The following is a 24,223-nucleotide window of genomic DNA, read 5'->3' as shown; positions in this document are numbered from 1 at the left end:
CCGGCCGGCATTTTGCTGCGGCTTTGGGCATCGGGCAGGGTGAAAAGCCGCTGCGCTTTCGCTAACACCGCGGAATGAAACCCGTGATCTTTGGTCTTTCCGGCCCGATCCTCACCGCCGACGAGCGGGCGTTTTTCGCAGAGGCGCGTCCTGCCGGCTATATCCTGTTCAAGCGCAATTGCGTCGATCGCCAGCAGCTGCTCGCCTTGACGGACTCGCTTCGCGAGCTCGAAGGCCGTGACGACGTGGCCATCCTGATCGATCAGGAGGGCGGACGGGTCGCGCGGCTCGCCCCGCCCGAGTGGCCGGCGTTCCCCGCAGGCCCAGATTTCGACCGTTTGTACGACGTCGCGCCGATGTCCGCGATCGAAGCGGCAAGGGCGAACGCCACCGCGCTTGGCATGATGCTGGCGGAAGTGGGCATCACGGTCGATTGTCACCCGATCCTTGACGTGATCCGGCCGGAGACGACCGAGGCGATCAGCATCCGGGCGTTTGGCAGTGAGCCAATGCGCGTCGGCGCCTTGGGGAGGGCAACGCTGGAGGGCCTGGCCGCGGCGGGCGTCGTAGGTGTCGTAAAGCACATGCCGGGTCACGGCCGCGCGCTGGTCGATTCGCACCATCTCCTGCCCACCGTCACCGCGAGCGAGGCGGAGCTTGAGGATGATCTCGCGCCGTTCCGAGCGCTTGCCCATGCGTCCATGGGGATGACGAGCCATATCGTTTTCGAGGCTTGGGATCGGAAGGCGCCCGCCACCATGTCGCCGACGATCATTGAAGAGGTGATCCGTGGCCGCATCGGCTTCGATGGTTTGCTGATGACCGACGACATCGACATGAAGGCGCTGTCCGGAACACCGGCGGACAAGGCGGCGGGTGCGATTGCCGCCGGCTGTGACGTGGTGCTGGATTGCTGGGCGAGAATGGACGAGATGATCGCCATCGCAGACCGGCTGAGCGACATCGCGCCACGTGCACGCGAGCGCCTCGACGCCGCCATGGGCAGCGTGAAAAAGGAGGAGGGCGATTTCGCGGCACTGATCGCCAAGCGCGATGCGCTGCTCGCAATGGCGGCGTGACGGGAGAGCAGCTGACCCTGGATCTGGAAGGTTGGGAGGGGCCGCTTGACCTCCTCCTCAACCTTGCCCGGGCGCAGAAGGTCGACCTGAAGCAGATCTCCATCCTTGCTCTGGTGGAGCAATATCTCGCTTATGTTGAGCGAGCCCGGACGATCCAGCTTGAGCTGGCCGCCGATTATCTGGTGATGGCGGCGTGGTTGGCATATCTGAAGTCCGCGCTCCTGCTGCCGCGTGATCCCGGTGTGGAGCCGAGCCCGGAAGAACTCGCGCTTCGGCTGCAGCTTCGGCTGGAGCGGCTGTCCGCCATGCGGGAGGCGGGGGCGCGGCTGATGGGCCGTGACCGGCTTGGCCGGGACGTGTTCAGGCGCGGGGCGCCCGAGGGGCTCCGCGCCGTGCGCAAGGCAAGCTGGTCGGCAGGCATCTTCGATTTGATTTCTGCCTATGGGCGGATCAGCGCGCGGACGCGCCCCGTGATGCATGTGGTGCATGATCGCGAGGTGATGACGCTGGAAGCCGCAATCGCGCGCATCGCCGGGCTGATCGGGACGACCATCGACCGCGGTGTCATCGAAGCGTTCCTGCCGGACGGAGCCGCCGGCATGTTTCGCCGCTCCGCGCTGGCGTCCAGTTTCCTGGCGGCGCTCGAGCTGGCCCGGCAAGGGCGGATCGAGCTTGAGCAGGACGGGCCGTTCGCGCCGCTATATCTGCGCGCTCCCGCGTGACACCGCCGGACGATTTCACGAGGGCGGTTGAGGCGGTGCTGTTCGCCGCCGAGGATCCGATGTCGGTCGACAGCCTGCGCGCGCATGTGGGTGAAGGGGACGTTCGCGGCGCGCTCGATCGGCTGGCGGCGGACTATGCCGGTCGCGGCATCAACCTGGTGCGTCGCGGCGATCGCTGGCATTTCCAGACGGCCGGCGACATGGCGCATTTTCTCCGTCGCAGCCGGGAGGAGGTGCGCCGGCTGAGCCGTGCGGCGATCGAGACACTGGCGATCATCGCCTATCACGAGCCGGTGACGCGGGCCGAGATCGAGGCAATCCGCGGGGTGCAGATCTCCAAGGGCACGCTCGACGTGCTGATGGATGCCGGGTGGATCCGACCGGGGGGCAGGCGCGAGGTGCCGGGGCGACCGCTCACCTTCGTCACCACTCAAGGCTTCCTTGCGCACTTCGGGCTGGCGTCCCGGCGCGACCTGCCGGGGATGGACGATCTGCGGGCAGCGGGGCTGCTCGATCCGATTGATCTCGCGATGGAAGAACTGGCGGTGGAAAAGCCCGGCGAGGGCGACTAGATGGGCGGGACTTCAGGAGAATCCTAATGGGTAGCTTCAGCCTCCCGCATATTCTTGTGCTCGCCATCGTTGCCATCCTCCTGCTGGGCGGCGGACGATTTTCCAGCATGATGGGTGACGTCGCGAAGGGCGTTAAGAACTTCAAGAAGGGCATGTCTGAGGAAGATGAAGAGGCGTCGGCCAAGCCGGCGCAGCGCATCGAGGCACAGCAGGCAGCCCGGCCCGCGTCCGAGACGATCGTCCAGGACGACAAGGTGGCGCGTTGATCTGACGTCCGCCTGAAGCGGCTGCGCTTATGCTCGACTTCAACTTCACGGAAATGGCGGTCGTGGCGCTTGTCGCCCTTGTCGTCATCGGCCCCAAGGACCTGCCCAAGGCGCTGCGGGTGCTTGGCTATTGGGTCGGCAAGGCGCGGGGCGTGGCGCGGCAGTTCCGCGCCGGCTTTGACGAAATGGTGCGTGAGGCGGAACTCGCCGAGATGGAGAAGAAGTGGAAGGAGGAGAATGAGCGGATCATGCGGGAGCATCCGATGATCTCGCCCGCTCAGCCTGCCGCTTCCGAACCGCCCACGGGCGAAATTCCGCCACAAGATCCCTCGCCCCGCCCGGCCGAGCAGGGCGACATGTTCATGCAGGATCCGCAGCACGAACCGGTCATGGTGGAGCGGCCGACCATGGTTGCCGCTCCGGCGGACGAACCCAAACTGCCCCAGGACAAGGCTGCATCGTGAGCACTGTCGACGAACTGGACGATTCGCGCGCGCCGCTGCTCGACCACCTGATCGAGCTACGCCGGCGGCTGCTCTATTGCATCGGCGCCATCGTGCTGGCGTTCCTGGTCTGCTATTATTTCGCGGAGTCCATCTTCTCGTTTCTGGTCCAGCCGCTGCTCGCGGCCGGGCAGACCCGGCTGATCTACACCGAGATCTTCGAGGCCTTCTTCGTTCAGGTGAAGGTAGCGTTCTTCGCGGCGGTGATGGTCTCGTTTCCGATCATCGCCAACCAATTGTGGCAGTTCGTGGCGCCGGGGCTGTACCGCAACGAGAAGCGCGCCCTGCTGCCGTTCCTGCTGGCGACGCCGGTTCTTTTCCTCAGCGGCGCCGCGATGGCCTATTACATCGCCGTTCCGATGGCGCTGCACTTCCTGTTGAGCTTTCAGGGCGATGTGGGCGGCGTCAATCAAGAAGCTTTGCCGGCGATCGGCAACTACCTGTCGTTCATCATGCAGTTCCTGTTCGGGTTCGGCGTCGCCTTTCTGCTGCCGGTACTGCTGATGCTGCTGGAGCGCGGTGGGATCGTGACGCGCAAGCAACTGGTGTCCGCCCGTCGCTACGCAATCGTCGGTGCGTTCGCCATCGCTGCTGTCCTGACGCCGCCCGATGTCGGCTCGCAGCTGCTGCTCGCCATTCCTTTGTGCTTTCTCTACGAGCTTGCGCTGATCGGCATCTGGTTCACGGAGCGCAAACGCTCGCGGGAGCGAGAGACGGTTTCGGCCGAATAGCAAAACGGCGGAGGCGGGATTTGCCGCGTCCGCCGTTTTCTTTCCGGGATCTTCGCTTACTTGGCGTCGTCTGCGGTCTGAGCGACAGTGTCTCCGGCAGAGGAGACATCGCGGCCCACACCTTCCACGGTGTTGCAAGCAGCGATCAGCAGTGCGCTAGCCACTGCCAGCATCCCCATCATCTTCTTCATACGTCCTCCTGAGCGCAATTGAGCCGCCCAGAGCGCAAATGCGCAATGAAGCTGTTCGTTCCAAAGTCGTTATGAACTGCCGGGGATGTAATAAGGCCCGGAAGCGTCACCGGGGGGGGAGGGTTGACGCTTCCGGGCCTATGTCGTGGATAGCGAGAGCGGGGGGGCATAAGGTCGCTATCCGAAGAGTAAAACGCGACTTGGGGAGGCCAGTTCCAACAAGATCGCGTATTTTTTCGTATTCTGGTTAATGGCCGCGCATCTGCGCAGCATGGATCAGTCGCGGCCGAGTACCGCGATGGAGATCTCATAGGCGCCGGTGAGCGGATCATGGTGGAGCGGCGCCCGCAGCTGACGCGCCAAACCCTCGGTAACCCGGCCGAAGCGCGTGGCGAGACCTTCACGAAGGAGTGGGCTGTCGATCAACGCAGGGGATGAAACGCGCAGCGTCGCCCGATCGGAGGCGCCGGTTTCCTTGACCGAGACCCGCACATGAGCGGCCGGATCGCATGTCACGGCTAGTTCGATCAGCTCGGTCACGATGAATGCGACGGCGACCGCGACGTCCTGCGACACGAGGTACGGATCGGAGTCCAGCTGGATCCGCAGCTGAATGCCTTCGGGCGCTGTGGCCCTGATGTTGGAGGCAAGTTCGCCCAGCATCGGGCGCAGGCCCAGACCGCGGTTTTCTTCCATTTCGGCGAAATGGTTGCGGTGAACGACCGCAAGCGCATCAACCCGCCGCTGAATCGAAGCATAGGCCTGTGCCGCCTCGGGGGAGCGCGCGCCGCGTGCATGGAAGTTGATCAGCGACGAAATGACCTGGAGGTTGTTCTTTACGCGGTGGTGAACCTCTCGCGTGAGCTTGGTCTGGCGTACCAGTCCCTCTGCCAGGCCGGCTTCGTGAATGGCGACGGTGCGCGTGAGCGCGCGGAAGGTGTCGCCGAGTTCGCGTAGCTCCTGCGCCGGCAGTGCACGCATCGTCGCGGGGTCTGGCTCTTCGCCGGGAGTGAAAGCGGCAACCTGGGCGCGCAACTGACGCAAGGGCCGGATCAGCAGCCGATCCACCACGAACCAGGCGATTCCCGCTGCGGCCGCCCACATGATCAGCGGCAGAAGCAGGGCGATCACCAAAGGCGAGGTGATCGGCGCGGCCCGCACCTGCATGGCAAGCGCCAGTTCGCCGATGCCGAGATCCGTCACGTTGCTCTCGCGCCGCTCGAACGCGTTCTCGCGTGGCAACGGCTCCAGGATGAGCTCTTCGGACTGCCGGGTCAGCTTGGCGGCGTAAGCAGGCGTAAAGCCACTCGGCCGGCTCAGTTCGGCGATGAAGTCCTTCGGGAAGAAGGCGGACGCCGTCACGCGGCCGGATCGACCGACGACACCCAGCAGCAATCCATTGCCCGGCAGGATCCGCGCGGCCACGGCGGAGTCGCGTGCCGCGCGCGCGACCTCAAGGCCCTGGGTGAAACTACTGCCGCACAGCAATCTGCCCCGCGCGTCGAAAACCGCGAAGCGCGCGCCGTTGAATGCCTGTTGTGCAAAGACACCTTGTACGCGGGCGCAACTGGGCGTGTCGAGCGGGTCTGATTCCAGCGCATCAACCGCGACGCGGAGCGCCGTCATATCGCCGATCAATTCGATGGCGATCGCGCGACTGCTTTCCGCCGACGCGATCCGGAGACTGGCCCTGGCCTCGGCATCGGCGATCTGCGTGATTCGCAAGGTCGCGAACACCGCGATGATCGCAAGTGGCAGGAGCGCGATGGAGATGATGACGAGAAGCTTTGCTCCCGTCGGCCATCGCATCATGAACGGCGCCGTCGCGCCGCCGCGCGAATCTTCCGACGCCGTGGTATTCATATGCTGTTTTTAATCTAGCTTGCTCAGAAGGGAAATCATCTCGTCCGGCACCGACTCATCGATCGTCTTTTGATAAATCGATCGTAGCGCCGCACCCATGTCACGGTCCTTTGACTGCACTGCCGTGCCGCCTTTCGACTTGACCGTTTTCTTTGGCGCTTCCTTGTCCGAAACCAACGCTTAGCCCCCTGAACCACCCGTTCCGCGTGACGATGAATTTCCTTGGCCGGATACGGGCCGCGGCGCCAGCCTATTGATCATGGCTGACGACGGTGAAACTAAAAAGCCGCTCGTTGGTTCCACATACCGGCGACGAATTGCGTCGTCGGGCGTTTGGCGCCCGCGGGGGGTTTGTCGATGAAGTTGATCAATCAGGGCGCGGCGCGCAAAGCCATGCCTTCATCTATTGGGAGTCGTTCCGCCTCATGTCGCTTGGACAACAGCTCGCCCCGCATCTGCCCTTCCTGCGTCGGTACGGGCGGGCGCTCACTGGCAGCCAGTCGCATGGCGACAAATATGTGCGCGCCACGCTGGAGGCGATCGTTGCCGCGCCGAGCGAATTCCCGCGCGATGTTGATCCCCGCCTGGGTCTCTATCGGACGTTCCAGGTAATCTGGAATTCCACGAACGACGGCGAGCAGGCCGATCCCGGTGACGTTGACGATCAGGAAGCAATCGCACGGGCGCGGCTTGCCCGGATGACGCCGCTTTCGCGCCAGGCACTTCTGCTGACGGCGATGGAAGGTTTCACCGTGGAGGACGCGGCCTATCTGGTGGATGTGGCGCCAAGCGAGGTCGAGGCGCTGGTCGCCGAGGCGCTGTCGGAAATCGAGAAGCAGACCCGCGCCCGCGTGCTGATCATCGAGGATGAGCCGATCATCGCCATGGACATCGAGACGATCGTCCGCGATCTCGGCCATGAGGTGACCGGCGTGGCAGTGACCCGCGACGAGGCGGTGGCGCTCGCCATGGAGGACCGGCCGGGCCTGGTGCTCGCCGACATCCAGCTTGCCGATGACAGTTCGGGCATCGACGCGGTGAAGGACATTCTGCACGAATTCCAGGTGCCGGTGATCTTCATCACCGCCTTCCCGGAGCGTCTGCTCACGGGCGAGCGGCCCGAGCCAACCTTCCTGATCACCAAGCCTTTCCAGCGTTCCACCGTCAAGGCGGCGATCAGCCAGGCATTGTTCTTCGATCAATCGACCGCACCGGTTTCGTAATTCGATACGGAGCCAAAGCGAGGCTGAGGGGTTGAGCAGGCATGGCACACGAAAACGAACGTATCGAAGTAACGACGGATGAGGCGCGGGCCGGTAGCACGCCGCACATGACGCGCTACATTCTGCCGATATCGCTCGTCCTTGTTGTGGTGATCTTCGCCCTCATCCTGTTTGCGCGGCAGTAAGCGGCAAGCATGCTGACAGAGCGGCTGGCAAAGCGCGCCGGCGATACCTATCTTGCGCAAAGGACGCCGGAACCTCCCGGCGCGGGGACCGAACGACAGAACATGACCGAAGCTGAACCGCGCAATTCTGACGCGGCCGATGAGGTGTCGGTCGAGCACGTCTCCCTGTCTGATCCCGAGTTCAAGAAGCAGCTGGCGCAGGTGATTCCGCACTTGCGCGCATTCGGGCGTTCGCTGTCCGGCAATCGCGATCTTGCGGATGATCTCGTGCAGGAAACGCTCCTGAAGGCCTGGGCAGCGCGCAAGCGCTTCCAGGCCGGCACCAACATGCGTGCGTGGACCTTTATCATCCTGCGGAACCTGTACCTGTCCCAGATGCGCCGTGCGCGCTTCAAGGGCGAGTGGGATGATCTGGTCGCGGATCGTCTGCTGGCCGCGCCGGCCAGCCAGGACAAGCATGTCGAACTGGCCGATATGCAGCGTGCACTGCTCCATCTTCCGCAGCCGCAGCGCGAGGCGCTGATCCTGGTGGGTGCGGGCGGCTTCGCCTATGAGGAAGCCGCCGAGATCTGCGGCGTCGCCGTGGGTACGATCAAGAGCCGCGTGGCGCGGGGCCGCGTGGCGCTGGAATCGCTGATGAGCGGAAGCGACATGACGTCGCGCACCGATCATACGATCGCCAGCCTGAAGCCCACGCTGGATGAAATCATGGACGAGGTGGACGAGCTCAGCCGCGATCGCTGAGCTTCGCCACTTCCCTCAATGCTGGATCGATACCCGGTCCAGCTGATCCAGAACCCGGGCGAGCTCCTCTGGCAGCCTGCGCCGCTCGGTATAGGCGCAGCGAAGCGACTCGCCGATTGCGTCGGTCACGCGCGGGCGGGGGACGAAATAACCTCCGCCGCCGCGATCTCCTGTGTGATGTTCATGTCCCATCATAGCCGTTAGAACGGGCGACCGGGCCGGAAGGTTTCAAGGTCATTTTGATGGTGGACCGTTTGTCAAGCGAAATAATCGTTGATCCAGCGTTTCCCGATGCGATCGCGCGCGCTCAGACTTACGCGCCGTTCCTCGCCAACCTGTTGGAACGCGAGGGGGAAACAGTCGCCGACCCGCGCAGCGGTCCGCCGCCAATTTCCGAGGAATATTCAACCAGTAAGGCGCTTCGCTTGGCTCGCCGCAGGCTGGCGCTCCAGGTGGCGATCGGCGATCTTTCCGGCCTGTTCGACCTGACCGAGGTTACGCATCGCCTGACCGACTTCGCGGATCGCGCGCTTGATCAGGCGATCCGTGCCGCGATCCTAGAGCGAACACCCAGTGCGACACCGGCGGGCTTCGTGGCGATTGCGCTTGGCAAGCAGGGTAGCCGTGAGCTGAACTATTCATCGGACATTGATCCGATCTTCCTGTTCGATCCCAGAACGCTGCCCACACGGAATAATGAGGAGCCGGTCGACGCGGCCGTCCGTATCGGGCGCCGCGTTATCGAGTTGCTCCAGACGCGCGATGCGGACGGCTATGTCCTGCGGGTCGATCTTCGGCTTCGGCCTACCCCCGAAGTCACGCCGATCGCGGTGCCGATTGATGCCGCCATCGTGTACTATGAATCGCAGGCGCTGCCATGGGAACGGGCGGCATTCATTCGCGCCCGCCCCGCCGCCGGCGACTTGGCACTCGGCCGCTCCTTTCTGGAGGCGATCCGCCCGTTCATCTGGCGGCGAAGCCTGGATTTCGGTGCTGTCGGTGAGATCGTCGAGATCACGCGAAGGATCCGCGACCACCACTCGCAGGGGCAGAAGTTCGGCCCCGGCTATGATCTGAAGCGCGGCCGCGGTGGTATTCGTGAAATTGAGTTCTTCGCTCAGATCCACCAGTTGATCCACGGCGGCCGAAACCCGGCGCTTCGCATCGGCGACACCCGTGCCGCGCTGGCCGCGCTTGCGGCGGCGGGGCGGATCGATCAGGCCGATGCGAAGGCGTTGACGGACGCTTATGTGGCGCTGCGCACGGCCGAGCATCGCGTGCAGATGATCGACGATCGACAGACCCACACATTGCCGACCGGCGAGGCGCTGGATCGGGTCGCTCGGCTCGATGGCCGTGCGGACGGCGCCGCGCTGCTCGCGCATCTGCTTCCGCACGTTAAACGGGTAGCGGAGATATTCGATCGGCTGGCAGCGCCCGGCGCGGCTGCGCTTTCGACCGATCCTGACAAGCTGGCCGACCAGCTAGCGGGGGCTGGCTTCACCGACACGCAAACGGCGATGACGCGCATCAAGAGCTGGCGCGCGGGTCGGTATCCTGCGCTGCGCAGCGCCGCCGCGCAGACCGCGCTTGAAGCCGTGCTGCCAGGTCTGGTTGCGGCGCTCGCCGAGGCGCCGGAGCCGGAGGCGGCGCTAAACCGCCTCGATCGCACGTTTGAACGACTGCCAAGCGCGGTGAACATCTTCCGCTTGCTCGAGGCACGGCCTGCATTGTCGGTGCTGCTTGTCCAATTGCTCAGCCACGCGCCCACGCTGGCGGACGAGCTGGCGCGCCGGCCGGATCTGCTTGACGGTTTGATCGACGCGTCCGCCTTTGATCCGGTGCCGGACAGAGCCGGGCTCGCGGCCGAGATGCGACTGCGCAAGAATGGGGACTATCAGGCGCAGCTCGATCATGTCCGCAGGGTCGTCGCGGACCGGCGCTTTGCCCTTGGTGCCCAGATCATCGCTGGCGCCTCCGATCCGCTGGCGGTCGCCGCCGGCTATTCACGCGTGGCGGAGGCCGCCATTGACGTGCTGGCTCAGGCAGCGGTTGACGAATTTGCGCGCGTTCACGGGCTGGTGCCCAACAGCGAATTCGTCATCCTGGCACTCGGCCGCCTGGGCGGCGGTGAACTGACCCATGCTTCCGACCTGGACCTGGTCTATCTGTTCACCGGCGATTTCGCGGCGGAGTCCGACGGCGCCAAGCCACTGGGCGCGACATTGTACTACAACCGGCTGGCGCAGCGCGTGAGCGCCGCATTGTCGGTGCCGACCGCGGCCGGGCCCTTATACCCGATCGACACCCGATTGCGGCCCTCCGGCAACCAGGGGCCGCTGGTCGTCAACTTTGAATCCTTCGCGCGGTACCAGCGGGAAAGTGCCTGGACTTGGGAGCATATGGCGCTCACCCGGGCACGCCCGGTCTTTGGCTCACCGGAAGCGCGTTCAGCCTTGCAGGCGATCATATCCGATGTGCTCGCGGGCAACCGGCCGGAGCGGGATATCGTTGCCGATGCGCTGAAGATGCGTGCCGAGATGGCCACCCACAAGCCGCCTGCCGGTCCGCTGGATGCGAAGTTGCTGCCCGGTGGTCTGGTGGATCTGGAATTCGCCGTTCACGTTCGTCAGTTGCTGGAATGCCGTGGGTTCGACCCGCACCTGGGTCGCGCCATCGTTGCGCTCGATCTCCCGCGCGGCCTCGTACAGGCGCACGATCTGCTTACCCGCCTGATCGTCACCCTGCGCCTGGTGGCGCCGGACGCTGCCGAGCCGGATATGCCGGCGACACGGGCGCTGATCGCCCGCGCGCTGCGGCTGGAGAATTGGCCGGCGGTCGGCGCCGCGCTGGACAGTGCGCGGCAGGAGGTTACGGCAGCGTGGAAAGGAGTAACGGATGGACATGCTGCCTGATGTGACGGTGACTGCGCCTGACGGCTCGGTTCTCCGTCTCAAGGACCGCCTCTGCCCGATGGTCGTCTATTTCTACCCGAAAGACGACACGACGGGCTGCACACGCGAGGCGCAGGACTTTTCCACGCTTGCCGCGGCGTTCACCACTGCTGGTGTCTCGGTGCTCGGTATCTCGCGCGATACGCCGGCAAAACACCAGAAGTTCATCGCCAAATATGACCTGGCGGTGGCGCTGGCGAGCGACGAAGATGGCTCCGCCTGTGAGGCGTTCGGCACCTGGGTGGAAAAATCCATGTACGGGCGCACCTACATGGGGATCGAGCGTTCCACCTTTCTGTTCGACCGGGAAGGGCGGCTGGCGCGCGAATGGCGCAAGGTGAAGGTGGCCGGTCACGCAGAGGCCGTGCTGGAAGCGGCACGCGCCTTGTGACCAGTGTTGCCGAGGCGGCTCGCCGAGTGCTGGACGCGGCCGATCCCGTCCGGAAGGTAAAGGCTGCGCGTCACGCGGCGCGGGCGTGGCGGCTGGGCGAACTCGATCACGCATTCGACGTGGAGATGCCGGATTCGCCTGCGCGGCCCCTTACGCCCGAACTGCTGCCCCCTAATCGCATGCCGAAGCGCGGCAAAGGCGGATCGGCGCGCGGCCGCCTGGCGCTGCTTCATGCACTGGCGCACATCGAGTTCGTGGCGATCGATTTGGCGTTCGACATCGTCGGACGCTTCGGCGCCGGTTACCCCCGCGCCTTTGTGGACGATTGGTTTTCCGTTGGTGCGGATGAAGCGATGCACTTCGCGCTTCTCGACCGGCGGTTGAAGGCCTTGGGCAGCGGCTATGGTGCGCTGCCCGCGCACGCCGGCCTGTGGGAGGCGGCCAGTGCCACGGCGAACGATGCTGTTGCGCGCCTTGCCGTCGTTCCCATGGCGCTGGAGGCGCGCGGCCTGGACGTGACCCCCGCAACCGTTGCCCGCTTCATGGCCGCAGGCGACGAGACCAGCGCGCGCATCCTGCAGCGGATCTATACCGACGAGATCCGCCACGTGCGGTTCGGAACCAAATGGTTCGAGGCCAGCTGCAGGGAGCGCGATCTTTCGCCCGCGGCGCATTGGCAATCGCTGATCGCGGCTCAGTTCAGCGGTGTGGTGAAGGGTCCGTTCAACGACTCAGCGCGCGACTCTGCCGGCCTAACGCGAGAATATTATGGCGCTATTGCCTAATATACGTAGATCAGACCAGTAATCGGCGTCCGGGTGCGGGGGGCCGCAATCCAGACCAGTTCAGATAAAGCGCGTCGGGCTTGTCCCGGCGGCTGCCGTATCAACGATCTCGTTTGGGGTTCGATGTCCAAATCTTTTTCCGCGCCGGCTGACCGCATCGCTGCTGGCGCTCGCCTGTTGTTTTCGCCGCGGAACGTGGTCTTCCACGACGGCCGCGCAGTTCGCCGGATGCGTGTTGGCCGTGGATCGCAGACGGCGATCGTCGGCGCCGCTGCCGTTGTGGTCGCCTTTGCCGGCTATGGTGCCGCCACCGCGACTGGCCAGGCTGCGATAGCCGCTGGCCTGACGGCCGCGCCGCGCTCGGAGCAGCGCATCCAGACCATGGAACGCAAGCTCGCGCACATGCAGACGCGCGTGGCCACGATCCGCAAGACCGCCGAACAGCATGCCACCCGGCTGGAGCAGCGCCAGGCGCTGCTCGCCGCAGCGCTGACCGGCGTGGGCGACGAGAAGAAGCTGGCGCTCGCAACCCTGAAGATCGATCCCACTGGCGATCGGCTGGCCGCCTTTGCGCTGGCGCCGTTCGGCAAGGTGGAGCGCCGTCAGGCAATGCTGGCCGATGTCGCGCTCGATCAGCTGCAGGCCCGCTACCAGCATGCGACGCAGGAAATCCGCGAGCGCGGCTTGCGGCCCGAGCGTCTGGTGAAGGGGCGCAAGCAGGCCGTCGTCGGCGCGATGGGCGGTCCGCTGATCCCGGCCGCGAGCGCGGAAGCGACCGCCGACCTGAACGCCGACGCGCAATTCCGCTCGCTGTTCATGACCTGGAAGAAGCTGGACACGCTGGAACAGGGGGTGATCTCCATCCCGTCCGTTCAGCCGGTTCAGCACCTGTCGTTCACGAGCAACTTCGGTGTTCGCAGCGATCCGTTCCGCGGAACGGCGGCGATGCACGCGGGCGTCGACATTCCCGGGCCGACCGGTACCCCGATCTATGCCACGGCAGATGGCGTCGTGAACCACGCCGGCCGCCAGGGCGGCTATGGCAACATGATCGAGATCAACCATGGCAAGGGGATCGCCACCCGCTATGGCCACCTGTCGAAGATCATCATCAGCGACAATGCGCGCGTGCGTCGCGGGCAGATCATCGGCTTGATGGGGTCGACCGGCCGCTCGACCGGTCCGCACCTTCACTATGAGGTCCGGATCGATGGCGCTGCCGTAAACCCGGTGCCGTTCCTGACCACCGCCGATTATCTCCTGGCGGCGCAGGATCGCTCCGTCAGTCAGATCCCGGTTTCCACCGGTGGACCTGCCGCGCAGGACGCTCTGGAACATTGAGACTGATCCGCGCGCACCCGCACGATCGCGGGTTGCGAGCGGGGTAGGGGAGGCTTATCTCCCTGCCATGGCTACACTCGCTGCTGACATCGCGCTGACCTCCGCTGCCGCAGCCAGGGTCGCGACCATCGCAAGCAAGCAGAACAAGCCTGCCATCCTCCGTCTGTCGGTGGAGGGCGGCGGCTGTTCCGGCTTTCAATACCGCTTCGGCTTTGCTGATGCGCCAGAGGCTGGCGACGTGGTGACGGAGACGGACGGCGTTCGGCTGGTGGTAGATGACGTGAGCCTGGATCTCGTCCGGGGTGCGTCAGTGGATTACGTCGAGTCTCTCGGTGGTGCCGCGTTCAAGGTCGATAATCCGAACGCCGCGTCGGGTTGCGGTTGCGGGACCAGCTTCTCGGTGTAATGCCGGTGGCGTGAAGATCGTCACTTACAACGTCAACGGCATCAAGGCCCGCCTCCCGCGCCTGCTGGAATATCTGGCCGAGCAGCAGCCGGATGTCGTCTGCCTGCAGGAGCTGAAGTCCAGCGACGAAACCTTCCCCATTCAGGAGGTGCGCGACGCGGGCTATGGCGCGTGCTGGCATGGGCAGAAGGGGTTCAACGGGGTCGCGGTGCTGGCGCGCGGCAGCGATCCTGTCGAGCAGCAGCGCGGTCTAGAGGGCGAGCCGGAGGACGAACATAGCCGCTATCTCGAATGCACCGTGGACGGCCTGACGGTCGCATCCATTTACCTGCCAAACGGCAATCCGCAGCCCGGTCCCAAGTTCGACTACAAGCTGCGCTGGATCGACCGCCTGACACGCCGCGCGCGTGAGCTCCTGGCAGGTGAGATCCCCGCGGTGCTGGCGGGAGACTATAACGTCATTCCGAATGACGGTGACACCTTCTCCGTGCGGGCCATGGCCGATGATGCGCTGATGCAGCCGGAAAGCCGCGCCGGCTACCGTGCGCTGCTGGCGCAGGGGTGGACCGATGCCCTGCGCGTGCGGAACCCCGCCGGCGGAATATGGACGTTCTGGGATTATCAGGCCGGCGCGTGGCAGCGTGATGCCGGGTTCCGGATCGATCATCTGCTGCTTTCCCCCGCAGTGGCGGATCGCCTGATCGAGGCGGGCGTTGATAAGGAATATCGCGGGCGAGAAAAGGCCAGCGATCACGCGCCCACCTGGGTGCGGCTGCGCTGATCGGCAGCCCCGTCGTCCGCCCCCCTCGTCCGACATGGTCGCGGATGAAGCACAACATTGCGATTACGTGACGTTCGCGGACGGACGCAGTGTTCGCGCGCGTCCGGATGCGCACAGTTGATGTTCGGCAAGATCCGCCGCGACTTGGTAATCCATGCCGAAGATCAGCGAAGGTCGCGGGGGGCAATTTTCTAAGTCATTGAATTTACGTCGCGAGAAAGTTTGGCACGGGGCCTGCAATAGGTTTGGTGGCGGCGCACCAGGGCGCTGCCGGACCTGAAAGGAACTGCCATGACGATGATCGCTCTCGCCGCTGCCCTCGCTCTCGGCACCGCTGCTCCCGAGCCGGCTCCTGCTCCCGCGCCGGCACCTGCCACCGTTCCTGTTGAGCAGCGTCTCGCCCAGGACATCAATCCCGAAACCGATCTGCGCCGCGTGTGCGTGGTGGATACGCTTCCGGGCGTCGGCGCTGCTCGCCGCTATTGCCAGTCGCGCGCGCAATGGGTGGCGCAGGGCACCGATCCGCTGGCGACGCGCTGAATGGCGCCCCGCCGGGGCATATCGGGGCCTGCCGCAAACAGGAGAAGAGAGGATGAAGGCGCTGGGGTTCGCGATGGGAGCAGTGGCTACGGCCGGTCCGGTGATCCATGTTGACGGATCCGGGCCGGAGGCCAGCTCCACTGCCTCTCGCGGGTCTCAGCAAGCCCGGTCAGCGTCACACGGGCCGGGCAGCTGTGGCTTTTACGAAAGCATGACGACCGCCGCGGGCAGGCGAAACGCTATCGGCGCGCCGGGCCGTGAAGACACCCGCTACAGGGTCTTTTCGTACACCTGATACACTTTGTTGACGCGGCTATCGATCGTCTCGGCGATCGATCGCATCCCTTGATTGTCATCGAGGATCCAGCCGATCTCGCCGCGCGTGGCGCCATAATGCGTGATGGAGGCGCGGCGAATATATTCGATCATCATGAAGGCAAGCTGGCTCGCCATGCGCGATGACTGAAGCTCCTTCACCACCCCCATCAGCGGCACGCGCATCGTGCGAACCTTCGGGCGCCGCAGCCACAGGAGCAGCTTCGCCCAGCCGAACGGCAGCAAGGAGCCGTTCAGCCCCGCCAGCGGCTCGTTCAGGTCGGGCAGGGTGATCATGAAGGCGACGGGCTTTCCATCCAGCTCGGCGATACGGATCAGATCGTTGAACACGATCGGCTTCAGCTTGACGCCGACATCGCGAATTTCCGGCGGCGTCAGCGGGACGAAACCCCAATTGTCGCTCCAGGCGTCGTTCAGGATCGACAGGATGATGGCTGCCTCTTCATCGAAGCGGGACTTGTCGACCATGCGCACGTTGATCCGCGCATTCTTCTCGCCGGATTTGATGATCCGCTGGACGATCGGCGGAAATTCCTGCGTGATGTCCAGATCATAGGTCATCAGCTGCTTGACCGGCTGATGGCCTGCGCCTTCGATCCAGTCGCGGTATTCGCGCTTCGCATGGCCCATCATCACGGTCGGCGGATGATCATAGCCGTCGATCAGGAGGCCCGGCTCTTCCCAGATCGACTGCGAGATTGGACCAAGCGTGCGCGTCATCCCCTGTTCGCGCAGCCACGTTTCCGCGGCCTGCAGCAAGGCGGCGAACACGCCCTGATCTTCCGCTTCCATCAGGCCCCATTGACCGGTGCCCGGCCCGAACCCCTGCACCTGAGGCATCTCAAGCGCCAGCGTGTCGATATGTGCCGAGATGCGACCGACGACCTTGCCGTTCCGCTCGGCGAGGAAAAGCTGCGCCTTGGCGTGGCTGTACCAGCCGTTCTTTTCCGGCGTGATCAGCCCCAGCGCCTCGCTCTTCAACGGCGGCACCCAGTTGGGATCATCGCGGTAAAGACGAAACGGCAGATCGACGAACGCCTTGCGATCGCGCTTGGTCTGCACGGGACGGATGGTGAGTGAGCCTGCCATGATCGGCCCTGTAATCGCCTGAAGCGATCATGGCGAGCGGCCTTTCCGTGGCAGGGGAGGGTGTTGTAGCCACTGTGTCGCCATTATCTCTGGCTAATGGAAATGCCTATGACGACCATGACTTTCGCCCGGACCAATTCTGTGGCTGCCGCTCGTGTGCCGATCGCCGATGATCGTGCCATGCTGAAGGCCGCTGCCGAGCTGACCCGCGATCTGAATGCGCCGCGGCCGGCGATCTACTGGGCGGACCTGCTCGGGTCGGCTCTGGTCGGCTATGTGGCACTGGGCGTCGCCATCGCGGCAGGCCCGCTTTGGCTCACGCTGATCGCTGGCGTGGTGTCGATGCTGGCGCTCTACCGCGGGATGAGCTTCATCCACGAACTGACGCATGTAAAGCATGCCGCGCTGCCCGGCTTCCGGCTGGGGTATAATGCGGTGATTGGCGTGCCGCTGCTGGTACCGTCCTTCATGTACGAAGGGGTGCACAATCTGCACCACGCACGTACGCGATACGGCACGTCGGAGGATCCGGAATATCTCCCGCTGGCGCTGATGAAGCCCTGGTCGCTTCCGCTGTTCGTGCTGATCGCGGCGCTCGCTCCTGTCGCGCTGATCTTCCGTTACGGCGTGCTGTCGCCGCTGTCGGTGATCGTGCCGGGGCTGCGGCGTATTGTGGTGGAGCGGTATTCCGCACTGGCGATCAACCCGCAGTTCCGCCGGCGCATGCCGGAGGGCGAGGCGGCGAAGCAGTGGAACCGGATCGAGGCCGCGTGCGCGATCTGGGCGATGTCCCTGATCGCGCTGGTGGCGACCGGCACGATCCCGGCCCGCGCCTTTGCGATCATGGTCGGCGTCGCCTCGGGTCTCGCCGTCATCAATCAGCTGCGCACCCTGGTCGCGCACCTTTGGGAAAATGAGGGCGAGCCGATGACGGTGACCGCTCAGTATCTCGACTCGGTCAACGTGCCGCCGCCTGCCACGCTGCCAGCATTGTGGGCGCCGGTCGGGCTGCGCTACCACGCGCTTCACCATCTGCTGCCGGGCCTTCCGTATCATGCGCTTGGCGAGGCGCATCGTCGGCTGAGCGCGGTGCTCGACAAGGACTCGCCATATTACAAGGCGAACTATGCCGGCATGCCGGGCCTGGTAGCGAAGATCGCGCGGAGCACCATGCTGCCACGCTGACGCATCAAGGTCGCGGCGCCCGAAAGGGCGGCCGAACGGATCAAGGCCCTGTCCGCGCGTCATGCCCGGACAGGGCCTTTACGTTTCGACGCGTGCTCGACCAGCCGACCATATCATCCGGCGAGGTCTGGAACCCAAACGCCTTCTCCTCACGACCTTGGCCTGCACGTGAAGACGCTGGACCAAAGCGGCCAGCCGTGGCGCTAATCGGGCGATGAAAGAGCCACACGCCCCACTGCGGGGGCAGGCAGCGGCGAAACTATTCCTCGGTGCGCAGCAGCACCGCTTCGCCGATCAGCAGGAACAGCAGAAACGGCGCCCAGGCCGCCAGAAAGGGCGGGTAGGCGCCCAGATTGCCCATCGCGAGCGCGAAATTGTCCGCGACGAAATAGGCGAAGCCCAACGCCATGCCGATCACGGCGCGGATGAAAAGCTTTCCCGAGCGGGCGATGCCGAAGGCGGCGACCGCGCCAAGCAGTGGCATCAGCACGGACGAAAGCGGGCCCGACAGCTTGTGCCATAAGGAACCTTCAAGCGCCTTCGTCGGGCGCCCGGCGGCGGCGAGATCGTCGATCGCCTCGTTCAATGCGCGGAACGAGAGGCCGTCGGCGTTGATGGTCGACAGCGTGAACTGATCCGGCGTCACGCCGCGTGCGATCACCACCGTTCCCACGTCCGTGATAGCGCCGCTCGCGACATCAAAGCGGCGGGCGGGGCCGATCGCCCACCCGTCACCCCGCCGTTGGCCGTTCGGGGCGGTGACGATCGCCTTCAACAGGCCGCCGTCACGCTCATACAAGGTCACGCCGCCCAGCCTCGCACGGTCTCCGCGACCCTGGATCTGGTCGACCTGGATCAGATCGTCCGCGGTGCGGACCCAGACGTTCGCGCGGTCGCCGCGGTCGATCGGCAGCTTGCCGTAGTTCACCTTCTGCCACTGCGCGAGTGTCGCGGTCGAGCGGGCAACGATGCGATCGTTGAAGGCGAAGCTGAGGATCGCGATCCCGACACTGGCGGTGATCAGCGGCGCCAGCACCTGGTGCGCGGACATGCCGGAAGCCTTCAGCGCCACGATCTCGCTGTTCTGGTTCATCGTGATCAGCGTCAGGATCGTGCCCAGAAGAACCGAGAAGGGCAGGAAGCGCGCGATGATCTGCGGCACGCGCAGCGACATATATTGCCACACCTGTGCGTCCGTGTTCCCCGGCACGGCCAGGATCTTGCCGGATTCGCCAAGCAGATCGAGCGCCTGAAGCACCAGCACCAGCCCGGCAAGAATGCCGAAGGTGCGGACCAGGAACATCTTGCCCATGTAGATGGCGACGGTGCGCGACGGAAAGAAGGAGATCATTCGCGCGTATCCCGTCCACGGCGGCCGGGCATGCGGCGGGTGATCGCCTTCAGCGCCTTGCTCGCCCCGCGTTCAAGCGCGCCGATCGGCTGTCCGCCCGGAACATAGGCCAAGGTATAGTACATCCAGATGATCAGCGCGGCGAAGATCGCGAACGGCGTCCAGAGCGCGATGAACGGATCCACGCGGCCAAGCTCGCCGATTGACGCCGCATATTGGTTCACCTTGTGATAGGCGACCACCATTACGATCGACACGAACACGCCGAGTGCCGAAGTGGACCGCTTCGGCGGCACGCCCAGCGCGACGGCTAGCAGCGGTAGCAGGAACATCATCAGCACTTCGGCCAGCCGGAAATAGAGCTCCGCCTGGCTGCCATGCCGGGTTTCCTCACTGCCGCTCGTCGCCCCGATCCGGGCGAGCTCGGGAATCGTATATTCCAGATTGCGCCCGCCGCGTGCGCGGAACTGCTCGAACTTGGGAAGGTCGATCGGAAGGTCGTGCGCGCTGAAGGTCAGGACGCGCGGGGCGGGGAAATTCGCCCGATTGTGGATCAGCGTCCCATCCGTCAGGCGAAAGATGATCGTGTTCGGATCGTCCGTCGCGAAGAATTGCCCACGCTGCGCCGTCACGCTGATCCGGTCGCCCTGCGCTGTTTCCGCGCGGACGAAGATGCCCGAAAGCTCGCGTCCCTTGTCCCGGCTGCGTTCGATGCGCAGCGTCATGCGATCGCCCAGATGGGTGAATTCGCCCACCTTGATCGAGGCGCCAAGCGCACCGGTGCGAAGTTCGAACCGAAGCCCCTCATAGGCGTAACGCGCACGCGGCTGGATGAAGCCGACAATGGCAAGGTTGATGAGCGCGAGCCCGACCGCGTACATATAGGGCACGCGCAGCAGCCGGCGGTAGCTCATCCCCACGCCGCGCATCACGTCCAGCTCGGACGAGGTGGCGAGCCGCCGAAAGGCAAGCAGCACGCCCAGCATCAGGCCGATCGGAATGCCCAGGCCAAGATATTCCGGCAGGAGATTGGCGAGCAGCTGCCACACCACGCTGACCGGCCCGCCCTCCGTCGCCACGAAGTCGAACAGGCGGAGCATGCGATCCAGCAGCAGAAGCATTGCCGCGATCACCAATGTGGAGAACAGCGGCAGCGCGATCAGCCGGGCCATGTAGCGGTCGATCGATTTCATGGGCGGCGGCTGGGAAGCTCAGGCTGACGGGTGGATGGCCGGGTATAGGGGACCGGGCGGCAAGCGCCACCCCCTTTGCATGACATCGCTGACCGATGCCAGGCCGTGAGAAGAGGCGAAACCAACGCGATCATGGGGGACAACGGGGGAACGGTTGATTGGTGCCGCGCCAGCGTCATTCAGCCGCCAGACTGTGCGGTCCGTTCGATTGACGCCGTGTGATTGCCTCGGCGATCGCCTTTTCGAGCGCGACGAGCGTGAACGGCTTGCGCAGCACGTGGTGGCCGCTGAACAATTCCGGATCGCGGGTTTCGCCGGCAAAGCCGGTGACGAACAGCACGGCGATGCCCGCGTGGCGCCGATCAAGGGCGGCGATCATCTCCGGGCCGGTTTGCTCCGGCATCAGGACGTCAGTGATGATCAGGTCGACGGGCGCATGTTGGTCCAGTATGGCCGGCGCTTGCACCGGGCTGCCGCAGGCAATCGGATGATGGCCGAGTTCCTGCAGCGCGTCTGTCGTGGCGGATAGCACCCGGGGATCATCCTCGACCACCAGAATGGTAAGAGATCCGACCGGGGCGGGCGTCGCGGGCTCGGCCTTTTCGGTTTCGAGCTGCGTTTGCGACGTGGTGTCGCGGGGCATGCGCAGGTGAACCGTGGTCCCGGCTCCCGGCGCGGAGTCGATCACCACGTCGCCGCCCAGCTGCCGCACGAAGGAGAAGATCTGGCTGAGGCCGAGGCCGGTGCCCTTGCCAACGGGCTTGGTGGTGAAGAACGGCTCGAACACCCGCTCCGCCACCTGCGGGGTCATGCCGCAACCCGTATCGCGAATGGCGAGCGCAACGAAGTCACCGTCGTCCGACCATTCCAGCCGAGCGTTGATCGTCAGCACGCCGCGCCCATCCATCGCGTCGCGCGCATTGACGGCCAGGTTGAGGATGCAATTCTCCAGCTGCACCTTGTCCGCATGGACATAGGCGCCTTCGGTCGCATCGACGATCTCGATCCGGATGCCGTCCTCAAGGGTGCGATCCAGAAGGTCGCGCATATTCTCTAGGAGGGTGGTGATATGGATCGGCTGCGGGTCGATCGGCCCCTCTCGGGCAAAAGCGAGAAGCCGCCGCGTCAGCTCCGCGGCGCGCAAGGCACCTTCGCGCGCACTTTCGATATGTCGGCTCGTCTCATCCGCGCCGCTGGGCATGGATCGTTGGGCGAGTTCAAGTCCGCCAATAACGATCGCCAGCATATTGTTGAAATCATGCGCGATACCGCCGGTGAGCTGGCCCACGGCATCCATCTTCTGCGCCTGCCGCAATCGCGCCTCCTGCGTGCGCAGCTCATCGGTGGCCTCGTCGACGGCGACTGACAGTTCCTCGGCGCGGGCGCGCTCGGCATCCGCCTCCGCCTGCGCGATCGCGCGCTCGGTCAGGGCCTGTACCGTCAGCCACCCCAGCGACAGCGCGCCCAGCAGGAGCAGGACGCCGAAGACCGAGAAGACGAATGCCGCCTTGGTGGAGCGGTTTACCAGCGCCATGGCAGCGGCCGTGCGACGCAGCAGCACATCACGCTCGCCGGTGATGATGGCATCGAGCACGACGCGTAGCTCGTCGAGCGACGCTGCCTGTCGCGCAGCGTAATAGCGTGACAGTGCCTGTTCGTTTTTCCCGTAGGTCGTCGACAGCGCCGTGAGCGACAGCTCCTCGCCCCGGCTGCGATAGGCGGAGCGGAGACGCGCCATAAGGCGCTGTTGCCCGCGATCGTCGCGGGTGAGCGACTCCAGCCGCTGGATCTGCTCCCCGGCGCGGCGCCAATCGTCGAAATACAGCTGGCCGAGTTGCTTATCGCCGGAAATGACATACCGCCCCAGCGACGCTTCGGACTTTGCAATCGTGCCCGACAGCGTTCGCGCCAGGATCATGACGTCATAGCTGTGCGACTGCAGCGATACGGCGCGGTCGCGTTGCCGGTTCGCCTCGCCGAGTGCGAGGATCAGCGCCACCAGCACGCCAATCCCCAGCACACCCATCACGAGCAGCGTGAAGGTGCGCCAGGCCGAGGCCGGCCCGTCTTTAGTGTCGACGCCCTCGTCCGCGATCACGGGGATGGGAATTAGCAGATGGAAAAGGTTCGCGAAAGCGGCCCGCTGGCGTCGATCAAGCGATCACGCCAGTGGCCCGTCCCGCCGCCTCGAACATCGCGATAACTTGCGCCATCTGTTCGGGCGTGTGCTCCGCGCAGACCGAGCAGCGCAGCAGGAACATGCCGGCGGGCGTTGCCGGGGGGCGCGCGACGTTCACGTACAGCCCGGCCTCCAACAGGCCGTGCCACATCCGCACCGCCTGCTCCTGGTCGTCCAGAAGGACGGCGACGATGGCGGATTCGGGCTGCGCCGTCGGCAGGCGGAAGCCAAGCTGCGAGAGGCCGGCGTGAAGCTGGCGCGTATTGGCCCACAGCCGCTCGCGCTTGTCGGCGGCATGCATCAGCTTGCGGATCGAGGCGGTCGCGGATGCGACCACCGCGGGGGGCAGGCTGGCGGTGAAGATGTAGGGGCGGCAGACGAAGCGCAGGATTTCGAACTCGGGATGGTTCGACACGCAAAAACCGCCAACGGTGCCGACCGACTTGGAAAAGGTGCCGATCACGAAGTCGACCTGGTCCTGCAATCCCTGGTCTTCATAAACGCCGCGGCCGTTCGGGCCGAAGAAGCCCATGGAATGCGCTTCGTCCACCAGCACCATCGCGCCATGCTTCTTCGCGACCGCCACCATGTCCTTCAGCGGCGCGACATCGCCCAGCATCGAATAGACGCCTTCCAGCACCACCAGCTTGCCCGGCTCCTTGGGCAACCGGCCTAGCCGCTTGTCCAGGTCCTCCACCGAATTGTGCCGGAAGCGCACGACCTCGGCATTGCCCATGGCGCAGCCGTCGTAGATCGAGGCGTGGCTGTCGGCGTCCAGGATGATATACTCACCCTTTGCCGCAATGGCTGAGATGATACCGAGGTTCGCCTGGTAACCTGTTGAAAAGACGATGGCGCCGGACATGCCATAGAAGTCGCGCAGCGCCTGCTCGACTTCCATGTGATCGTGGAACGTGCCGTTCAGCGCGCGGCTGCCGTTGGTGCCCGAACCGAACCGGTCGAACGCTTCCTTGCCGGCGGCGATCACGTCCGGATCAAACGTCATGCCCATGTAATTGTAGGTGCCGAGCAGGATCGTCTCGCGCCCCTTGATCACGGCAACGGTCGGGGATTTCACCTCTTCCATCACGATCCCGAACGGGTCGCGCACGCCGGAATCGAGCAGCGCCTGGCGCTCCGCGATCAAGGGCGCGAACTTGTCGAACAGGTCGCGTTCGGGTGCCACTTCGGCAGGATCGGCGGGCAGTGCTTCTGCCTGGAGGCCGGTTTCGGTCATCTGTTCAATCCCCAACCGTTCGCATCGGGCCGTGTGGAAACGCCGGGCGACGCGCGCCCGGCATGGTTCCGGTCATCGCCCGCTGCACAAACGGGCGTTCAGTTCTTCAGCTTGGCGACGGCATCGGCAAGCTGACCGACCGTCTCGATCTCAGCCTGCATGTTCATCGTGATGATGATGTCGAATTCGTCCTCGATCGCGGCGACGAAGTCCATCACCGTCAGCGAATCCCATTCGAGATCGCCTTGGAAGGTGGTGGCCTCCGTCACGGTCACGCCCTTCTTGTTGAAGGGTTCGATCTGGGCCTTGACGGTGTCGAAGATGCTGTCGCGGTCGCTCATGCCGGGTCCTTAGCTGCAAGCGGGCGAGGTGCCAA

At 64.8% G+C, this 24,223-nt stretch carries 26 protein-coding genes; 17 read left to right on the top strand and 9 right to left on the bottom strand.

From position 1 onward, the window contains the following. The first annotated feature begins 74 nt into the window (after positions 1 to 74). Genes BMX36_RS05340 through tatC form a run of 6 tightly spaced genes read left to right on the top strand, consistent with a single transcriptional unit; the run spans position 75 to position 3,873 of the window. Positions 75 to 1,079 carry a glycoside hydrolase family 3 N-terminal domain-containing protein gene (locus tag BMX36_RS05340; RefSeq protein WP_093063917.1) on the top strand — a complete coding sequence of 335 codons (1,005 nt, stop codon included), beginning with the start codon at positions 75 to 77 and terminating at the stop codon, positions 1,077 to 1,079. Next, entirely contained in the window at positions 1,076 to 1,801 is a 726-nt protein-coding gene (locus BMX36_RS05335) for a segregation and condensation protein A (protein ID WP_066777783.1), read from the top strand. The genes BMX36_RS05340 and BMX36_RS05335 overlap by 4 nt, the downstream gene beginning before the upstream one ends. Next, positions 1,798 to 2,373, top strand: coding sequence for an SMC-Scp complex subunit ScpB (gene scpB / locus BMX36_RS05330; RefSeq protein WP_093063916.1), 576 nt, complete (start codon positions 1,798 to 1,800; stop codon positions 2,371 to 2,373). Before BMX36_RS05335 ends, scpB begins: the two co-directional genes overlap by 4 nt. 26 nt (positions 2,374 to 2,399) lie before the next feature. Continuing rightward, positions 2,400 to 2,639 (top strand): twin-arginine translocase TatA/TatE family subunit, encoded by a 240-nt coding sequence (locus BMX36_RS05325; protein WP_066777776.1) that lies wholly within the window; start codon positions 2,400 to 2,402, stop codon positions 2,637 to 2,639. Positions 2,640 to 2,668: 29 nt separating this feature from the next. Beyond that, a complete protein-coding gene (gene tatB, locus BMX36_RS05320) occupies positions 2,669 to 3,103 on the top strand; it encodes a Sec-independent protein translocase protein TatB (protein WP_093063915.1) in 435 nt (144 codons plus the stop codon). After that, a complete protein-coding gene (gene tatC, locus BMX36_RS05315) occupies positions 3,100 to 3,873 on the top strand; it encodes a twin-arginine translocase subunit TatC (RefSeq protein WP_177179027.1) in 774 nt (257 codons plus the stop codon). Before tatB ends, tatC begins: the two co-directional genes overlap by 4 nt. 56 nt (positions 3,874 to 3,929) lie before the next feature. On the opposite strand, the gene BMX36_RS05310 is transcribed toward tatC, so the two are convergent. From BMX36_RS05310 to BMX36_RS22045, 3 genes are all read right to left on the bottom strand, one after another. Beyond that, complete coding sequence (locus BMX36_RS05310) at positions 3,930 to 4,064, bottom strand: entericidin A/B family lipoprotein (protein WP_066777768.1); 135 nt, start codon at positions 4,062 to 4,064, stop codon at positions 3,930 to 3,932. 276 nt (positions 4,065 to 4,340) lie between these two features. Continuing rightward, positions 4,341 to 5,927, bottom strand: coding sequence for a sensor histidine kinase (locus tag BMX36_RS05305; RefSeq protein WP_093063913.1), 1,587 nt, complete (start codon positions 5,925 to 5,927; stop codon positions 4,341 to 4,343). 9 nt (positions 5,928 to 5,936) lie between these two features. Further along, entirely contained in the window at positions 5,937 to 6,104 is a 168-nt protein-coding gene (locus BMX36_RS22045; RefSeq protein ID WP_256210665.1) for a NepR family anti-sigma factor, read from the bottom strand. A gap of 248 nt (positions 6,105 to 6,352) precedes the next feature. Here BMX36_RS22045 and BMX36_RS05300 point away from each other — a divergent pair, with 248 nt between their 5' ends. The 10 genes from BMX36_RS05300 to BMX36_RS05255 all read left to right on the top strand — a co-directional run bounded on the left by BMX36_RS05300 (position 6,353) and on the right by BMX36_RS05255 (position 15,277). Next, positions 6,353 to 7,150, top strand: a complete 798-nt coding sequence (locus BMX36_RS05300) for a response regulator (RefSeq protein WP_066777822.1) — start codon at positions 6,353 to 6,355, stop codon at positions 7,148 to 7,150. Between the two features lie 41 nt (positions 7,151 to 7,191). Then, complete coding sequence (locus tag BMX36_RS21615; RefSeq protein WP_177179026.1) at positions 7,192 to 7,335, top strand: hypothetical protein; 144 nt, start codon at positions 7,192 to 7,194, stop codon at positions 7,333 to 7,335. A gap of 102 nt (positions 7,336 to 7,437) precedes the next feature. Continuing rightward, positions 7,438 to 8,079, top strand: coding sequence for a sigma-70 family RNA polymerase sigma factor (locus tag BMX36_RS05295; RefSeq protein WP_066777819.1), 642 nt, complete (start codon positions 7,438 to 7,440; stop codon positions 8,077 to 8,079). A 242-nt stretch (positions 8,080 to 8,321) separates the two neighbouring features. After that, a complete protein-coding gene (locus BMX36_RS05285) occupies positions 8,322 to 10,994 on the top strand; it encodes a bifunctional [glutamine synthetase] adenylyltransferase/[glutamine synthetase]-adenylyl-L-tyrosine phosphorylase (RefSeq protein ID WP_093063911.1) in 2,673 nt (890 codons plus the stop codon). After that, the gene (locus BMX36_RS05280) at positions 10,978 to 11,424 is read left to right on the top strand and encodes a peroxiredoxin (RefSeq protein ID WP_093063910.1); all 447 of its coding nucleotides are present in this window, start codon (positions 10,978 to 10,980) and stop codon (positions 11,422 to 11,424) included. Before BMX36_RS05285 ends, BMX36_RS05280 begins: the two co-directional genes overlap by 17 nt. Then, the gene (locus tag BMX36_RS05275; protein WP_256210664.1) at positions 11,421 to 12,209 is read left to right on the top strand and encodes a ferritin-like domain-containing protein; all 789 of its coding nucleotides are present in this window, start codon (positions 11,421 to 11,423) and stop codon (positions 12,207 to 12,209) included. The genes BMX36_RS05280 and BMX36_RS05275 overlap by 4 nt, the downstream gene beginning before the upstream one ends. Before the next feature lie 228 nt (positions 12,210 to 12,437). Next, on the top strand, positions 12,438 to 13,550 hold the full coding sequence (locus BMX36_RS05270) for a M23 family metallopeptidase (RefSeq protein ID WP_256210663.1): 1,113 nt from the start codon (positions 12,438 to 12,440) through the stop codon (positions 13,548 to 13,550). A gap of 67 nt (positions 13,551 to 13,617) precedes the next feature. Then, positions 13,618 to 13,956: an iron-sulfur cluster insertion protein ErpA gene (gene erpA, locus BMX36_RS05265; protein WP_066777749.1), complete on the top strand. Its 339-nt coding sequence runs from the start codon at positions 13,618 to 13,620 to the stop codon at positions 13,954 to 13,956. Between the two features lie 10 nt (positions 13,957 to 13,966). Next, positions 13,967 to 14,737: an exodeoxyribonuclease III gene (xth, locus tag BMX36_RS05260; RefSeq protein WP_093063908.1), complete on the top strand. Its 771-nt coding sequence runs from the start codon at positions 13,967 to 13,969 to the stop codon at positions 14,735 to 14,737. A gap of 291 nt (positions 14,738 to 15,028) precedes the next feature. Next, positions 15,029 to 15,277 carry a hypothetical protein gene (locus tag BMX36_RS05255; RefSeq protein WP_143058516.1) on the top strand — a complete coding sequence of 83 codons (249 nt, stop codon included), beginning with the start codon at positions 15,029 to 15,031 and terminating at the stop codon, positions 15,275 to 15,277. Between the two features lie 270 nt (positions 15,278 to 15,547). On the opposite strand, the gene BMX36_RS05250 is transcribed toward BMX36_RS05255, so the two are convergent. Next, positions 15,548 to 16,702 (bottom strand): GNAT family protein, encoded by a 1,155-nt coding sequence (locus BMX36_RS05250; protein ID WP_093063907.1) that lies wholly within the window; start codon positions 16,700 to 16,702, stop codon positions 15,548 to 15,550. A gap of 108 nt (positions 16,703 to 16,810) precedes the next feature. Between BMX36_RS05250 and BMX36_RS05245 the strand changes: the two genes are divergently transcribed. Further along, complete coding sequence (locus BMX36_RS05245; RefSeq protein WP_256210662.1) at positions 16,811 to 17,887, top strand: fatty acid desaturase family protein; 1,077 nt, start codon at positions 16,811 to 16,813, stop codon at positions 17,885 to 17,887. Positions 17,888 to 18,146: 259 nt separating this feature from the next. Here BMX36_RS05245 and lptG read toward each other — a convergent pair whose 3' ends face one another. The 5 genes from lptG to BMX36_RS05220 form a co-directional block, all read right to left on the bottom strand. Further along, complete coding sequence (lptG, locus tag BMX36_RS05240; protein WP_066777737.1) at positions 18,147 to 19,238, bottom strand: LPS export ABC transporter permease LptG; 1,092 nt, start codon at positions 19,236 to 19,238, stop codon at positions 18,147 to 18,149. After that, the gene (gene lptF, locus BMX36_RS05235) at positions 19,235 to 20,431 is read right to left on the bottom strand and encodes an LPS export ABC transporter permease LptF (RefSeq protein ID WP_177179025.1); all 1,197 of its coding nucleotides are present in this window, start codon (positions 20,429 to 20,431) and stop codon (positions 19,235 to 19,237) included. Before lptF ends, lptG begins: the two co-directional genes overlap by 4 nt. A 175-nt stretch (positions 20,432 to 20,606) precedes the next feature. Next, the gene (locus tag BMX36_RS05230) at positions 20,607 to 22,529 is read right to left on the bottom strand and encodes an ATP-binding protein (RefSeq protein WP_371262800.1); all 1,923 of its coding nucleotides are present in this window, start codon (positions 22,527 to 22,529) and stop codon (positions 20,607 to 20,609) included. Between the two features lie 55 nt (positions 22,530 to 22,584). Continuing rightward, a complete protein-coding gene (locus BMX36_RS05225) occupies positions 22,585 to 23,847 on the bottom strand; it encodes a serine palmitoyltransferase (protein WP_066777735.1) in 1,263 nt (420 codons plus the stop codon). A 98-nt stretch (positions 23,848 to 23,945) separates the two neighbouring features. Continuing rightward, entirely contained in the window at positions 23,946 to 24,188 is a 243-nt protein-coding gene (locus BMX36_RS05220) for an acyl carrier protein (RefSeq protein WP_046410945.1), read from the bottom strand. Between the last annotated feature and the right edge of the window lie 35 nt (positions 24,189 to 24,223).

The organism is Sphingomonas sp. OV641 (assembly GCF_900109205.1).
Classification (GTDB): Bacteria; Pseudomonadota; Alphaproteobacteria; order Sphingomonadales; family Sphingomonadaceae; genus Sphingomonas.
Note: the sequence above shows the minus strand (reverse complement) of the source record. Positions and strands in the feature narration are given on the sequence as shown.